The organism is Aquitalea aquatica, assembly GCF_013911085.1.
Lineage (GTDB): Bacteria > Pseudomonadota > Gammaproteobacteria > Burkholderiales > Chromobacteriaceae > Aquitalea > Aquitalea aquatica.
In genome coordinates this window covers 335736-349901 of sequence record NZ_JACERN010000022.1, presented here as the reverse complement: position 1 = coordinate 349901, position 14166 = coordinate 335736, and the positions used below count along the sequence as shown (strand labels likewise).

The window sequence follows — 14166 nt, the reverse complement described above, 5'->3', positions numbered from 1 at the left end:
CCATCACACGTCACAGCGGCATACTTCAGCCCCGCCCCTCAGGCGGGGCTGTTTCATTGGCGCCCTGGCTGGAAAGCTTTGACCCGTCGCAACCACTGCTTGACCTGTTGCGCTCCTGCGGGCTGCCGATAACGCATCGCCGCATACTCTTTCAGCAAGGCCTTGAGCTGGCGGTAATCAGACTCAGGCAAGCGGCGAGCCTTGTTCAAGATATCCAGCGGACCATCACTATCCACCACTACGATCTTCAGGGCGGCAAGCACCTGCACCAGCCGATGCCGTCCTTGCTGCAGGGGTGAAACCGAGTGTTGACGTCGCCACAGCAACAACAAGGGCAGACAGGCCAGCCCACCACCTAGCAATACCGCCCGCAACACGGCAGCACTGTCCACCTGCTCGCCCAAGCCTAACCAGCGATACAGATTTAGCTGCCTGCCCGCATCATAGCCCACCACCCACTGCTGCCAGGCAAAGCCGGCAGCCTGCCAGTTTTGCTGCACACGCAATACCCAGGCTGGCACGCTGCGCCCCAGGCCGGGTAGCTGCGGCTGCATGGCGGGGATGCTCTGGCTGACACCTTGCGCCACCCGGTTGGGAGCGACTGCCGCCGTCGGGTCAACCCGCAGCCATTCACCAGTCTCTGCCAGCCAGATTTCCACCCAGGCATGGGCATCGGATGACTTGACCTGCCAGAACTGCCCCACCGGATTGAACTGCCCGCCCTGATAGCCGGTGACGATACGCGCCGGCAGACCAGCGGCACGCGCCATGAAGGCCAGCGCCGAAGCATAATGCTCACAGAAGCCCTGCCGGCTGGAGAACATGAATTCATCAATTCCGTCCTCACTGTTCAGCAAAGGCGGCTTCAAAGTGTAGGCAAAACCGTCCAAATGGAAATATTGCAAAGCGGTACGGACAAAGCCGGCTCCGTCGCCGCCTTGTGCTCGCCACTGCTGGGCCAACTGGCGACTGGCTGGATTACCAGGCGGCAAGTGGCGATAGAAATCCTGATCAGCCGGACTGAGCACCGTACGGTAATGGGCGGCGAGCAGGCTTTGTGCCTGGAAACGGAATAGTTCATCGCCGTCACGCGCCAGCTTGAACAAATTACCCGGCTCCAGCACCCCGCCAGCCGGAGCTGTCACCGTGTACTCCAGTAGCGGCAAACGCGATTTGCTTGGTTTGCCGGTCAGGCTGTAAGACACCAGCCGCCCTCCCTGCCACTGCACAGTCTCGCTGCTCAGGCCACGGACGTTCTGCCAGCGCCGCCCATCAAAATCATCAAAAATCATGATGCGCCAATACATTTCGCTCACCGCTGGTGCCTGCCCGGCAAAGACTACCGAGAATGCAGGCTCCTGCTGCTGCACCAGCTGGCTGATGCTGCCCGGTTCCATGCTGTCGGACAGTCCGGTGCTGGCGACATGCTGGTCGTGCGGCATGCTCCATAACGGCCCGGGCAAACGCGGCATCACTACGAACAGCACCAGCATCAGTGGCAGTGACAATGCCAGCGCCTGCATGGCACTGCGCAGGCTACCCTCCACCATTTCGCCCGACAGGATCAGCATGGCCCAGGTCAGCGCCAGCAGGCTGATGGCGAGCCATACTGCAGCAAGCGGCGACTGATCAAACAACAAGGGCATGGCCGCCAGAAAGAAGCCCAGTGCCAGCAGCACCTGCCAGTCACGCTGCTGACGCGACTCGAAACTCTTGAAGCCCAGCAACAGGATCAGCAAGGCGGCACCACCTTCGCGCCCCACCAGCGTGTTCAGGCTCAGCCAGAGCCCGCCGACTGCCAGCAGCAGCAAAGGTAGCAGCAGATAGAGCGAGGGCATGGCAGCCTGACGGCGTAGCAGTGCCGCGCGCAAGGCCAGCATGGACAACACCAGCAGGGGCAACCATGGTGGCAAGAACAGCAGCAACGGCAAGATGACCAGGACCAAAGCCAGCAATACCGCCATTTCACCCTGACGCAATAATGACTTGATCATGATGGCAGCTTGAACTCCGCCAGTGCCGCCAGCGCCAGTTCACGTTGCTGGGGCTGCGGCTCGATCAGCACCCCGGGCAAATGCAGACGGTAATGCTGGCCGGCTTTTTCACATTGCTGCACCCGCCAGCACAAACGCGACAACCGGCTCTCCATATCGACGGCGGCCGGATAATCCTGCCAGGCCAGCTGGCGTATCGACTGGCCTCTGGGTTGACTGGCAAAACGCTTGCTCACCAGCACATCACGCCGTGCCAGCACACTCCAGGCAATCTGGCGCGGCGTATCTCCCTGCCGATATTCGGCCAGGTGTGAAAAATCTTCTTCATCATCTCCGCTCTGCCGGCCACTGCCTTGCTCGCTATGCAAGTCATTACGCTCCCGATCCGGCATAGGCAGAGGATAGGCCAGCACATGGCCATCCGGTCGCAGCCAGGCAAATGCCCGCATCAGGCCGAAAGGTGCCGTGCTCCACAGCTGCACAGCCGGGTAAGCATGCCGACCACGGTGAGCCAACAACAAGGGCAGAGCCATCGTCTGGCTGCTGCCGGCAGCCAGCAGGCAGGACAAGGGCTCTCTGCCCTGACCGGCGCGCCATTGCAGGCGGCGAGCCAGCGCAGAATCATTGTCCAGCTGTATCCGGCAATCGGCACTCTGCCCGACAAATACCCCCTCACCTGGCAGCGCCGTCCAATTCAGCCCGGACAACTGCCGGTAAGCCATCAGCACGGCAACCAGCATCAGGCCGATGATCCAGAACGCCAGGGCATAAGCCAGACTGACCGCGTAATTGAGCGCACCCACCCATACCGCAAGCGCCACCAGCAGCAGCAGCAAGCCAAAACGGGTAGGCAGCAGATAGATACGCCTCTGCCCCAGCCGTCCGCCACGCTCCAATGGCAGGCGGCTCAGCAGCCAGCGCTGCAGCGTCTTACGGAATGGCAACATGATCCAGCAACTTGTTCAGACTGCCCAGCGCATCGCCACTCAAACCCAGCCGGTGGCCGGCAACATGGGGAAAGACTGCCTTCACGTCTTCCGGCAAGACGTGATCGCGCCCTTCCAGCAAAGCCCAGGCCCTCGCTGCGGCCAGCAGCGCCAGGCCGGCCCGTGGGCTGAGTCCAGTCAGATAACTGCGCTCCTGCCGGGTCGCCTGCAACAAGGCCAGCACGTAATCGGCCAGATCCGGGGTTACCGTCAGCGCGGCGGCTTTGTTCTGCAACAACAGCAAGTCTGCGGCGGTCAGGCCGGCACTGATATCAGCCAGCAGGGTGCGCCGGTCCTGCCCCAGCAGCAGGGCGCGTTCGGCCTCAGGCGGTGGATAACCCAGCGAGATGCGCATCAGGAAACGGTCCAGCTGCGACTCGGGCAAGGGGAAAGTACCCAGCTGCTCGGAAGGATTCTGCGTGGCAATGACGAAAAACGGCGTTGGCAGCGGATGGCTTTCGCCATCGATGGAAACCTGACGCTCTTCCATGGCCTCCAGCAAGGCAGACTGCACCTTGGGCGATGCACGGTTTATCTCATCGGCCAACAGCAACTGGCTGAATACCGGGCCCTGATGAAAGCGGAAGCTGCCGGTTTCACGCTGATAGATGTTGACGCCAAGGATGTCGGCCGGCAGCAGGTCACTGGTGAACTGCACCCGCTGGTAATGCAGGCCCAGCACGGCGGCCAGACCATGCGCCAGCGTGGTTTTACCCACGCCGGGTAAATCTTCGATAAGCAGGTGACCACGGGCGATCAGGCAGGCCAGCGCCAGCCGGATGGCACGTGGCTTGCCCAGAATTAGTGTGTTCAGTTGACGATAGGCAAGGCTGAGTGATTGCATTTGGACCCGGTTGCGCGCAGTATTTATCGAAAAGACATAAAGATAAAACTCGCGTCCATTGTACGCAAACAATCGTACGCAACAAGGAAACGCTCGTGTTCACTTGGCTAAAAAACCGTCTACAGAGAAATGGACTCACTGCCTACATCACCCATCCCGTCTGCCTGCAGCACAATATGGGGGTAGGCCACCCGGAATGCCCGGAGCGGCTGATTGCCATCAGGGATCAACTGATGGCTGCGCAAATCTACGACAGCCTGCATGAAGTCGAAGCACCGGAGGTGACCGAGCAGCAGCTGGCCCGGGTTCATCCGCCACGCTACGTGGAATATATCGAAGCCTGTTCGCCCAGCATCGGTACCTTCCGCATGGACCCGGATACCGCCATGGCACCCGGCACCCTGTCGGCAGCGCGCCACGCTGCCGGTGCGGTGATCAAGGCGGTAGAACTGGTGTGCGAGGACAAGGCACCCAATGCCTTCTGCGCCATCCGTCCGCCAGGCCACCATGCCGAACACGACAAGGCCATGGGCTTCTGCTTCTTCAACAATATCGCCGTCGGCATCGCCCATGCGCTGTCCACCTACAAGTTTGAACGGGTGGCGGTGATCGACTTCGACGTCCACCACGGCAATGGCACCGAAGACATCTTCCGTGACGACCCGCGGGTGATGATGGTGTCCATCTTCCAGCACCCCTTCTACCCTTATTGCGGTGATAACCCGGTGGGGCCGAACATGGTGAATGTGCCGCTCAAGGCCGGCAGCACCGGGCGGGAATTCCGCGAAGTGGTGGAAAACGTCTGGCTGCCCAGTCTGCACGATTTCAAACCGCAGATGATCTTTATTTCTGCCGGTTTTGATGCCCACCGCGAGGATGACATGGGCTCACTGGGACTGGTGGAGGCGGATTATGAGTGGGTAACCCGCCATCTGATGCAGATTGCCGACCAGTACGCCGATGGCCGCATCGTATCGGTACTGGAGGGGGGCTACGACCTGTCCTCGCTGGCGCGCAGCGTGACCGCCCATGTGAAAGTACTGTCGGACGGTTAACCGCCATCCGTCAGTAAAAATAAAAAGCCACCGCATGCGGTGGCTTTTTTGTTCTCCGGCTGGCCTCTCCCCACCGTGACGCGCACCATGGCGGCTTGTTGGCAGCACTAATTGCCTTTCTTCTCGGCCTTCTCGCCAATCTTGCCTTCCTGGCCGGTCAGCAGCTTGATCAGATTGGACTTGTGACGGTGGATCACCAGAATGGCAATGATGATGCAAGTTCCGAAATATGGTGAAGCCGGCCCGGTGATGAAATAGGCATACACCGGCACCATCACGCAGGCGACGATGGCGGATAGCGAAGAAATCTTCACCACAAAGGCCATGAACAGCCAGGTCGCGATGGCGGCCAGCGCCAGCCAGGCATTGAAGCCAAACAACACGCCTACCGCGGTGGCCACGCCCTTGCCGCCCTTGAAGCCGAAGAATACCGGCCACATATGGCCAATCAGCACGGCCAGTGCCGACATGGCAATGGCTTGCTCGCCCAGGCCATAGCGCGGACCGAACCAGGCCGTCAGCGCCACGGCTACCCAGCCCTTGGCCCCGTCACCCAGCAGGGTAAGTACGGCGGCAGTCTTCTTGCCGGAACGCAGGACATTGGTGGCACCGGGGTTGCCGGAGCCATAGCTGCGCGGGTCTGCCATGCCCATGGCTTTGCTTACGATGACGGCAAAGGACAGGGAGCCCAGCAGGTAGGCCGCAACAACGAAGGCAAAAGCTGTCGTGGTCATGGTGTATCCATTAGAATAGAAGGCTTCGGATTTTACGGTATCGGGCGACAAAGCCCAACTCCCGGCATAAAAATGGACATCATTTTCCTGCGCGAAGTGCGCGCTGACACCATTATCGGTGTTTATGAGTGGGAGCGGAAAAATCCGCAGACCATCGAAATCGACCTGGAAATCGGCATTCCCAGCGAGGTGCCCTGTCACAGCGACAATATCGGCGACACCATCCACTACGGCGTGGTGGTGGAGCGCTTGCGCAAGGCGCTGTCCGAGCAACACTTCCTGCTGCTGGAGGCGCTGGCCGAATATATCGCCAAGGTGATCCGCGAAGACTTTGGCGCGCCGTGGGTCCAGGTATCGGTGACCAAGCTGGGTATTCTGCCCGGCGTACGCCGCGTAGGCGTATTGATCGAGCGCGGCCACCGCCCGCGCTGAGATGTGCCCCCACAGGCTGGGGGTGTCACAACAGATTGACGTTAACGTTATCGTCAAGCACCATGCAAGAACCACTTCCGAGGGCCTTCGCATGAGCCAGATCAGTGTTGCAGAATTCCAGGCTTTGATTGACAGCGAGCTGCCGCTGGTCAAGCTGTTCGGCATGCGTACCGAAGCCATCGGCCATGGCCGTGCCAGCCTGCGCATGCATTTCAACCCCGACCTGATCCGCCCCGGCGGCACCATTGCCGGCCCGGCCTTGATGGCACTGGCCGACGCCACCCTCTACGCCGTGGTGCTGGGCATGATAGGCAAAGTGGAACTGGCGGTGACCACCAGCCTGAATATCAATTTCTTGCGCAAGCCGCCGCAGGCGGATGTGATTGCCGAAGGCCGCATCCTCAAGCTGGGCAAACGGCTGGCAGTGGGCGAAGTACTGCTGTACTCGGAGGGCAATGACGAGCCGGTCGCCCATGTCACTGGCACCTACTCCATCCCGCCGCTGCCGGATAACAGATAAACAAAAACCCTCTGCCAGCTTTCGCCATGCAGAGGGTTATCCAGGCTGACCGGGTCAGACCGGCAATTACTCTTCCTGGTTACGCATGAAGTCCGCCGTGTTGTAGAAGGCCTCCAACAGCTTGGCCTTGAGCCAGTCTTCCACCAGCAGCTCATTGACTGCCTGAGTCATGCACTGCATCCACTGGTCGCGCATGGGGCCATCCACCGCAAACGGCATATGGCGCATGCGCAGGCGCGGATGGCCAAACTTCTCCATGTACAGCCCCGGCCCACCCAACCAGCCGGACAGGAACATGAACAGCTTCTCGCGTGAGCCAGCCAGATCAGCCGGATGCATGTCGCGCAGCACCTTGACCGAAGGGTCGCTATCCATGATGTCGTAGAAGCGGTTGGTGAGCCAGCGCACCACACCTTCACCACCCATCAGCTCGTATGGCGTCATTTCCTGCATGGCTCAACCCTTCACCGGCTTGACCAGCGAGGCCGCCAACAAGGCACGCTCGCGCGCGGTGGCCACATCATCAGCCTGCGCCACAGCCACACCCATGCGGCGGCGGACAAAGCTTTCCGGCTTGCCGAACAGGCGCAGGTCAGCACCCGGCACCGCCAGTGCTTCGGCCACGCCCTCAAAAGCAATGCCCTGTTCTTCCATGCCGCCGTAGATCACGGCCGAAGCGCCAGCGCTGCGCAGCGCCGCATCCACCGGCAGGCCCAGAATGGCACGGGCATGCAGTTCAAACTCGGAGAAGCGCTGGGTGGCCAGCGTCACCAGCCCGGTATCATGCGGACGCGGACTGACTTCGGAAAACCACACCTGATCGCCCTTGACGAACAGCTCCACGCCGAACAAACCACGGCCGCCCAGAGCATCGGTCACCGCCTTGGCCATTTCACGAGCGCGCAGCAGGGCCAGCTCGTTCATCGGCTGCGGCTGCCAGCTTTCCACATAGTCGCCATTTCTTTGCAGATGGCCGATGGGCTCACAGAAATGGGTAGCAATACCGCCGGTACCATCACTGGCGCGTACCGTCAGCAAGGTGATTTCGTAATCGAAATCGATAAAGCCCTCGACAATGACCCGGCCCTTGTCGACACGACCGGCGCTGACGGCATATTCCCATGCCTTGGCCACATCATCCGGGCCGCGCAGCAGCGATTGTCCCTTGCCGCTGGACGACATCACCGGCTTCACCAGGCAGGGGTAGCCGATACCGGCGTCGATGGCCTGCTGCAATTCGTCCAGCGAGGAAGCAAAGGCAAACGGCGAGGTGGGCAGGCCCAGCTCGTCAGCGGCCAGGCAGCGGATACCCTCGCGGTTCATGGTGAGATTGGTGGCACGGGCAGTGGGGATTACCTCAGCCAGACCATCCGCTTCGATGCGCAGCAGTTCTTCGGTGGCGATGGCTTCGATTTCCGGCACGATCAGATGCGGGCGTCGCTGCTCCACCAGGGCACGCAGCGCGGCGGCATCCGCCATATCGATCACATGACTGCTGTGTGCCACCTGCATGGCCGGGGCATCCGCATAGCGGTCCACCGCGATGGTTTCCACGCCCAGGCGCTGCAGCGCGATGACAACTTCCTTGCCCAGTTCGCCACTACCCAGCAGCATGACACGCAGCGCGCTGGCGCTGAGCGGGGTTCCGATACGCATGGTCCGACTCCAGTTTGATGATCCAGGCCGGCATTTTAGCATTGCTGCCGCGCTACCCGCTGCGCCGGATCAAATCCCCTGAAAGGCAAAGTCAATGGGCGGGGTGCGGCCACTGATGATTTCCGCCAGCGCTCTACCGCTGCCAGCGCCTTCCGTCCAGCCCAGCGTGCCGTGGCCGGTATTGAGGTAAAGATTGGCATAGCGACTACGGCCAATCAGCGGCACATTGCCCGGTGTGGCCGGCCGCAGGCCGCTCCAGAACTCGGCCGCCTCCCAGTCGGCGACATCCGGCATCAGTGCTTGTCCGCGCTTGAGCAAGGCCTGACAGCGCACCGCATTCAGGCTGCTGGAATAGCCAGCCAACTCGGCCGTACCGGCAATGCGCAATCTTGAGCCAAGGCGGGAAATCACCACCTTGTAGGCTTCGTCGGTAATGCTAGTTGTCGGTGCGCTGGCCGGGTCACGCAGCGGCAGGGTGGCGGAATAGCCTTTCCATGGGTAGATCGGCAGGCGGATGCCTATTGGTGCCGCCAGCAGCGGTGAATAGCTGCCCACGGCCAGCACATAGGCATCGGCGGTCACCTGGCTGTAGTTGCCCGCTGGCAGGTTGACCGACACGCCACTGATGCGCCCACCAGCGGTTTCCAGTGCATTGATACGGGTATTGAAGCGGAACTCCACCCCGGCCCGGGCGGCATGCTCGGCCATGGCACAGCTATACAGATGCACATCGCCCGATTCATCGGAAGGGCAGTAGCTGGCCCCGGCCAGCGTCGGGGCGATGCCAGCCAGCGCCGGTTCGATGCGCGCCAGTTCTTCACGGCTGATGATGTGCTTGTCCATGCCCAGTGCCTGCATCTGGCTGGCCACATGCGCTGCCGAATCCAGCTCGCGCTGGCTATGAAACAAGGACACAATGCCACGGGTCTGCTGCTGGTAGTCCAGCCCCAGTTCGGCACGCAGCAGCTGCAGGGTGTCACGGCTATAGCGCCCCAGCGCCAGCATCTGCCGCATATTGTGCTCGGCCCGGCTACCACGACATTCCAGCAGGAATTGCCAGCACCAGCGCCATTGCGCCGGGTCCAGCCGCATGCGGAACAACAGCGGCGCATCATCCCGCAACAGCCATTTGATGATTTGCCACGGTGCCGACGGATTGGCCCAGGGTTCGGACTGGCTGACCGAAATCTGCCCGCCATTGGCAAAGCTGGTTTCCCGCGCCGGCCCACAGGCGCGATCCAGCACCACCACCTCATGCCCTGCCCGGGCCAGAAACCAGGCAGTGGATACCCCCACCACGCCAGACCCCAGCACTGCTACCTTCATGTCGACTCCAGCAGACGTGACAACGGGCAAGACGCGCCTGCCCGTTTGGCTAACTCGATTGAGACCCCGGATACTACGCCGCAGCGTAGGCCGGCTCAATGGGATGGCTGCTACTTTTTCGCGGCGTGCTGGTAAACGGTTTTGCCCTTGAGGTGAAAATAGTCCGAGGCAAAATAGAAATTCTCCGAATGGCCGACAAACAGCAGGCCGTCCGGCTTCAGCAGCGGGGCAAACTTTTTCAGCACCGCAAACTGGGTGTCGCGATCAAAGTAGATCATCACATTGCGGCAGAAAATGGCATCGAACTGCTTGCGTAGCGCCCAGTTGTTCTCGATCAGGTTCAGCCGCTGAAAAGTGATCATATTGCGCAGCACTGCCTTGGCCTGATAGTTGCCATCCGGCAGCTTGTCGAAATACTTCTGCGCATGGCCGGGCGGCAGGCGGGCGATCTTGTCGTCGGAATAAATACCCTTGCGGCCGGTTTCCAGCACGCTGGTATCCAGATCGGTCGCCACGATGCTGATGCTGGGCTTGCTGGCCAGCGGGAAGGCTTCCAGCGCGGTGATGGCCAGCGAATACGGCTCCTCGCCAGTAGACGAGGCTGCGCACCAGATGGACAGCTCGCTGGCTCCGGCGGACGCACGCTGTTTCAGATGCTCGGCCAGGATGGGGAAATGATGTTCTTCGCGGAAGAAGAAGGTCAGATTGGTGGTGAGCGCGTTGACGAACTGCTCGAACTCGCGCTTGCCCGACACCGATTCCAGAAAATCCACATAGGCCGCGAAACTGGCCAGCTTCAGCTCGCGAATACGCCGTACCAGTCGCCCGTACACCATGTCTTTCTTGGACGGATTGAGCGAAATGCCGGCTTCCTTGTAGATCAGTTTGCGGATGCGTTCGAAATCGGCATCGCTGAAACTGAACTCGCGATTGAATTCCACCTTGGGTAATACCAGCGGCGGCAATTTATTCATCTTGATTTTCCCCGATACAAAAAAACCCGGAACAGAGTCCGGGTTTTCATTCTACTCCTGTTTGCATTCGCCCCGGTTTACACCGAGAAGGACGAACCGCAACCACAAGTGGTGGTGGCGTTCGGATTGCGAATGACAAACTGGGAGCCTTCCAGGCTTTCCTGATAATCGATTTCTGCGCCCACCAGATACTGGTAGCTCATCGGGTCGACCAGGAAAGTGACACCGTCTCTCTCTATAGCGGTATCGTCCTCATTGGCGATTTCGTCAAATGTAAAACCGTACTGAAAACCGGAGCAGCCACCACCGGTCACGAATACGCGCAGTTTCAGATCAGGATTGCCTTCTTCCGCGATCAGGTCCAGCACCTTGTTGCAAGCGCTGTCGGTAAAGTTGATCGGGCACGGCATTTCGGTAGTAGCAGACATGGTTCACCTCGCAAATCGATTTCGGCCTTGCGGCCATTCACCTACTATTTTAGTCGGATATCGGGGCGAATGGCCAACATTCAATCGCCGAGTGCGTCAAGGCAGCAACGGCACGATGTCCAGGCCGGCATTTTCCGGCTGGCCAAACATCAGATTCATGGTCTGCACAGCCTGGCCGGATGCGCCTTTCACCAGATTATCCTCCACCACCAGGATGATCAGCAGATCGCCATTACCCGGACGATGCACAGCGAGACGCGCGGTGTTGGAGCCACGCACGCTGCGGGTTTCCGGGTGGCTGCCAGCCGGCAGTACATCGACAAAGGGTTCGCCGGCATAGCGTTGCTCGAACAGCGCCTGGAAATCGGTGTCCATGGCTGCGGGCTTGATACGGGCATAGATGGTGGAGTGGATGCCGCGAATCATCGGCGTCAGGTGCGGCACAAAGGTCAGCTTGACCGGCGCACCATGAATGGCGGACAAGCCTTGCTCGATTTCCGGCGAATGACGATGGCCCTTCACCGCATAGGCCTTGAAGTTGTCACCGGCTTCGGCCAGCAGTGCGCCAACTTCGGCCTTGCGCCCGGCACCGGACACCCCGGACTTGCAGTCGGCGATCAGCGTCTGGCTGTCGATCAGCTTCTTGCCGCCTTCCAGCAGCGGCAGCAGGCCCAACTGGACCGAAGTGGGATAGCAACCGGCCATGCCGACCAGACGCGCTGCGCGGATGGCATCGCGGTTGACTTCGGGCAGGCCGTAAACGGCGTCGGCCAGCAGATCGGTGCAGCTGTGCTCCATGGCATACCATTGCTGGAATACCGCAGGGTCTTTCAGACGGAAATCAGCCGCCAGGTCGATTACCTTTACGCCGGCCGCCAGCAGTTCACGCGCCTGGGCCATGGCCACACCGTGCGGGGTGGCAAAAAATACCACATCGCACTGAGCCAGCGGGGTTTCGTCCGGAGTGGAAAACGCCACGTCCACGCGGCCGCGCAGGCTGGGGAACATCTCGGCCACTTTCATGCCCGCTTCCTTGCGCGAGGTAACGGCCACGACTTCGGCACCGGGATGACCGGCCAGAAGACGCAACAGTTCGACACCGGTATAACCCGTGCCGCCGACGATGCCCACCTTGATCATGCTGTACTTCCTTGTATAAATAAACGTCGCAAAAGCGACAGTCTAAGGACTAGCCTTGCGCGATGCAACATCGTTCTGGTGCATACCATAGCCGTGGTCACTCACAGGCGGAACTGCGCCACCATGGCCTGCAGATCGGATGACAGCCGGTGCAGCTCGGCCACGGTCTGCATCGCGCCCTGTACCGCCTGATCGGTTTCCATGGTGGCGCGGTTGGCCTGCTCGGCAGCCCGTGCCATTTCGGTGGTGGCCACCGACTGCTCGCGGGTGGAGTCGGCAATATCGTGAATCGAACCCACCACCTGGGTAATCTGGCCCTGAATGCCGGACATGTCCTGTGCCACACTGCGTGAAGCCTCGACACCGCTGGCAACCGAGCGCTGCGTCTCGCTCATGTCGTTCAGCGCAGTACGAATGTCGCCATGGGTGGCATCGATCAACTGGCCGATTTCCACCGTGGCCTTGGCCGTGCGCTCGGCCAGCTTGCGTACCTCATCCGCCACCACGGCAAAGCCACGGCCGGCTTCGCCCGCGCGTGCCGCTTCGATGGCTGCATTCAGTGCCAGCAGATTGGTCTGATCGGCGATATCACGGATCACGCCGATGATGGTATTCATCTGACCGGAGCGATCCCCCAGCGCATTTAGCGCGCCACCCAGCCGGCCCACTTCCTGGGCGATATGGGCAATATCATCCGCCAGTTGGCCAACGGCCTGTGCCGAGTGCTGCGAGGTGGCACCGGTCTGGCTCGCCACTTGCTCGGCCATGCTGGCGTTGTCGGCAATGTGATTGATGCTGACGGTAATCTGTTCGATCGTGGCGGCTGCGGCGCTGGACACCTCGGACTGCCGCTCAGACTGCAGACTCACGGTGTGCGTCACCTGCTTCAGGCTGTCCAGCTCGCTGTTGAGCGACAAGGCGTGTTCGCGCACATCGATAAACATGCGGCGCAGACTGGCAACAAAGCGGTTGAAAGCCTCGGCAGTCTGGCCAATTTCATCCTGCGGTTCCACATGCAGCTGGTGGGTCAGGTCGGCCTGACCGCTGGAAATCTCCAGCAAGGCATCACGCAAACGCACCAGGCCACGCAGCAGACGGGTCAGCGCCAGCTGTGTCAGCACGATGGCGAGTACGCTACACAACAGACCTGCCACGACCAGCGTGATCAACAAGCCCTGCAGCGGCGCCAGAATGGCAGCCTTGTCGACCACACTACCCAGCACCCAGTCTGAGCCGGGCACCGGAGCTAGCTGCAAGAAAACCGCACGTCCACCGATTTCGACCTCTTCAGTCTTGCTGCTGTCCGTTGCCTGCTGCAACAAGGCCGCATCCAGCCCTGGCATCACCTCGGCCACCGGTTTGAGCGTGCTGTCCGCCGCCGGGTGAGCGACGATCTTGCCGCTGCGGGTAGTCAGAAAAGCGTAACCATCGCCGCGCAGCTTGATGCCCTGCACCAAGCTGATGATGCCTTCCAGCGAGATATCCCCGCCCACCACACCCTGTAGTTGCTGATTACGCAGCAAGGGATAGGCCACCGTTACTCCCAGTTTTTTGGTCGAGGCAAACAGATAGGGCTCGGTAACGATACTGCCACCAGTGGCGGCGGCCTGCTTATACCAGGGGCGTGCGGTCGGGTCATAGCCCTCCGGTGCGTGCTTGTCAGCCAGCTGATAAATCATGCGCTTGTCGGCATAGCCGGCAAACAGCTGGTCGAACCGCCCTGCAGTCTTGCCCTGCTGTAATTGCGGCAGCACATCCCCGGTGCTCACCAACAAACTGGCCGTGGCCTCCACCGCATCCTTACGTTGGGCCAGCCAATTACCCAAAGCATTGCGGTTGCCCAACATGGCCGCGTCCAGTTCGTGGCGCACCCCTTCGATGATTTCCGTGCGCATGCGCTGATAGGACAGCACCGACAATACCGTTACCACCACTACCAGCAAGCTGGCGACAAAAGCCAGCAAGCGTTGTTTCAAAGACATCTGGTTTTCCCGTTGTTCAACTGATTGGCAGACCGCATGAAGCTGCTACCGACTTGGTCGGCACCATGGGCCAGACCATGAAAAGGCGGCCACCA

Annotated in this window: 14 protein-coding genes; 3 read left to right on the top strand and 11 right to left on the bottom strand. The window is 60.6% G+C overall.

Translation table 11 applies throughout. From position 1 onward, the window contains the following. Positions 1-53 precede the first annotated feature (53 nt). Genes H2Z84_RS07455 through H2Z84_RS07445 form a run of 3 tightly spaced genes read right to left on the bottom strand, consistent with a single transcriptional unit; the run spans position 54 to position 3824 of the window. Positions 54-1994 (bottom strand): transglutaminase TgpA family protein, encoded by a 1941-nt coding sequence (locus H2Z84_RS07455; RefSeq protein ID WP_181835412.1) that lies wholly within the window; start codon positions 1992-1994, stop codon positions 54-56. Continuing rightward, entirely contained in the window at positions 1991-2941 is a 951-nt protein-coding gene (locus H2Z84_RS07450; protein ID WP_181835411.1) for a DUF58 domain-containing protein, read from the bottom strand. The genes H2Z84_RS07455 and H2Z84_RS07450 overlap by 4 nt, the downstream gene beginning before the upstream one ends. Next, a complete protein-coding gene (locus H2Z84_RS07445) occupies positions 2925-3824 on the bottom strand; it encodes an AAA family ATPase (protein WP_181835410.1) in 900 nt (299 codons plus the stop codon). Before H2Z84_RS07445 ends, H2Z84_RS07450 begins: the two co-directional genes overlap by 17 nt. Positions 3825-3919: 95 nt before the next feature. On the opposite strand from H2Z84_RS07445, the gene H2Z84_RS07440 reads away from it, so the two are divergent. Beyond that, the gene (locus H2Z84_RS07440) at positions 3920-4879 is read left to right on the top strand and encodes a histone deacetylase family protein (RefSeq protein WP_181835409.1); all 960 of its coding nucleotides are present in this window, start codon (positions 3920-3922) and stop codon (positions 4877-4879) included. Between the two features lie 107 nt (positions 4880-4986). Here H2Z84_RS07440 and plsY read toward each other — a convergent pair whose 3' ends face one another. Beyond that, positions 4987-5613, bottom strand: a complete 627-nt coding sequence (plsY, locus tag H2Z84_RS07435) for a glycerol-3-phosphate 1-O-acyltransferase PlsY (RefSeq protein ID WP_181835408.1) — start codon at positions 5611-5613, stop codon at positions 4987-4989. Between the two features lie 72 nt (positions 5614-5685). Here plsY and H2Z84_RS07430 point away from each other — a divergent pair, with 72 nt between their 5' ends. Together H2Z84_RS07430 and H2Z84_RS07425 are read left to right on the top strand one after the other, a co-directional pair. Continuing rightward, positions 5686-6045, top strand: a complete 360-nt coding sequence (locus H2Z84_RS07430) for a dihydroneopterin aldolase (RefSeq protein ID WP_089085860.1) — start codon at positions 5686-5688, stop codon at positions 6043-6045. Between the two features lie 91 nt (positions 6046-6136). Continuing rightward, positions 6137-6565: a PaaI family thioesterase gene (locus H2Z84_RS07425; RefSeq protein ID WP_181835407.1), complete on the top strand. Its 429-nt coding sequence runs from the start codon at positions 6137-6139 to the stop codon at positions 6563-6565. A gap of 66 nt (positions 6566-6631) precedes the next feature. On the opposite strand, the gene H2Z84_RS07420 is transcribed toward H2Z84_RS07425, so the two are convergent. The 7 genes from H2Z84_RS07420 to H2Z84_RS07390 all read right to left on the bottom strand — a co-directional run bounded on the left by H2Z84_RS07420 (position 6632) and on the right by H2Z84_RS07390 (position 14071). Beyond that, positions 6632-7018: a group II truncated hemoglobin gene (locus tag H2Z84_RS07420; protein WP_181835406.1), complete on the bottom strand. Its 387-nt coding sequence runs from the start codon at positions 7016-7018 to the stop codon at positions 6632-6634. A 3-nt stretch (positions 7019-7021) separates the two neighbouring features. Continuing rightward, a complete protein-coding gene (gene purT, locus H2Z84_RS07415) occupies positions 7022-8221 on the bottom strand; it encodes a formate-dependent phosphoribosylglycinamide formyltransferase (protein ID WP_181835405.1) in 1200 nt (399 codons plus the stop codon). Between the two features lie 69 nt (positions 8222-8290). Further along, positions 8291-9547, bottom strand: coding sequence for a D-amino acid dehydrogenase (locus H2Z84_RS07410; RefSeq protein WP_181835404.1), 1257 nt, complete (start codon positions 9545-9547; stop codon positions 8291-8293). 110 nt (positions 9548-9657) lie between these two features. Further along, positions 9658-10521, bottom strand: a complete 864-nt coding sequence (locus H2Z84_RS07405; RefSeq protein ID WP_181835403.1) for a CheR family methyltransferase — start codon at positions 10519-10521, stop codon at positions 9658-9660. A 77-nt stretch (positions 10522-10598) separates the two neighbouring features. Continuing rightward, positions 10599-10949 (bottom strand): iron-sulfur cluster insertion protein ErpA, encoded by a 351-nt coding sequence (gene erpA, locus H2Z84_RS07400; protein WP_103525493.1) that lies wholly within the window; start codon positions 10947-10949, stop codon positions 10599-10601. 96 nt (positions 10950-11045) lie between these two features. Next, entirely contained in the window at positions 11046-12089 is a 1044-nt protein-coding gene (gene argC, locus H2Z84_RS07395; protein ID WP_181835402.1) for an N-acetyl-gamma-glutamyl-phosphate reductase, read from the bottom strand. A 101-nt stretch (positions 12090-12190) separates the two neighbouring features. Beyond that, entirely contained in the window at positions 12191-14071 is a 1881-nt protein-coding gene (locus H2Z84_RS07390; RefSeq protein ID WP_181835401.1) for a methyl-accepting chemotaxis protein, read from the bottom strand. Between the last annotated feature and the right edge of the window lie 95 nt (positions 14072-14166).

Coding starts and splice junctions, on each gene's coding strand:
- erpA (WP_103525493.1), bottom strand. CDS start 10,949: ATGTCTGCTACTACCGAAATGCCGTGCCCGATCAACTTTACCGACAGC.
- purT (WP_181835405.1), bottom strand. CDS start 8,221: ATGCGTATCGGAACCCCGCTCAGCGCCAGCGCGCTGCGTGTCATGCTG.
- H2Z84_RS07410 (WP_181835404.1), bottom strand. CDS start 9,547: ATGAAGGTAGCAGTGCTGGGGTCTGGCGTGGTGGGGGTATCCACTGCC.
- H2Z84_RS07425 (WP_181835407.1), top strand. CDS start 6,137: ATGAGCCAGATCAGTGTTGCAGAATTCCAGGCTTTGATTGACAGCGAG.
- H2Z84_RS07390 (WP_181835401.1), bottom strand. CDS start 14,071: ATGTCTTTGAAACAACGCTTGCTGGCTTTTGTCGCCAGCTTGCTGGTA.
- H2Z84_RS07405 (WP_181835403.1), bottom strand. CDS start 10,521: ATGAATAAATTGCCGCCGCTGGTATTACCCAAGGTGGAATTCAATCGC.
- H2Z84_RS07445 (WP_181835410.1), bottom strand. CDS start 3,824: ATGCAATCACTCAGCCTTGCCTATCGTCAACTGAACACACTAATTCTG.
- H2Z84_RS07450 (WP_181835411.1), bottom strand. CDS start 2,941: ATGTTGCCATTCCGTAAGACGCTGCAGCGCTGGCTGCTGAGCCGCCTG.
- plsY (WP_181835408.1), bottom strand. CDS start 5,613: ATGACCACGACAGCTTTTGCCTTCGTTGTTGCGGCCTACCTGCTGGGC.
- H2Z84_RS07420 (WP_181835406.1), bottom strand. CDS start 7,018: ATGCAGGAAATGACGCCATACGAGCTGATGGGTGGTGAAGGTGTGGTG.
- H2Z84_RS07455 (WP_181835412.1), bottom strand. CDS start 1,994: ATGATCAAGTCATTATTGCGTCAGGGTGAAATGGCGGTATTGCTGGCT.
- H2Z84_RS07430 (WP_089085860.1), top strand. CDS start 5,686: ATGGACATCATTTTCCTGCGCGAAGTGCGCGCTGACACCATTATCGGT.
- argC (WP_181835402.1), bottom strand. CDS start 12,089: ATGATCAAGGTGGGCATCGTCGGCGGCACGGGTTATACCGGTGTCGAA.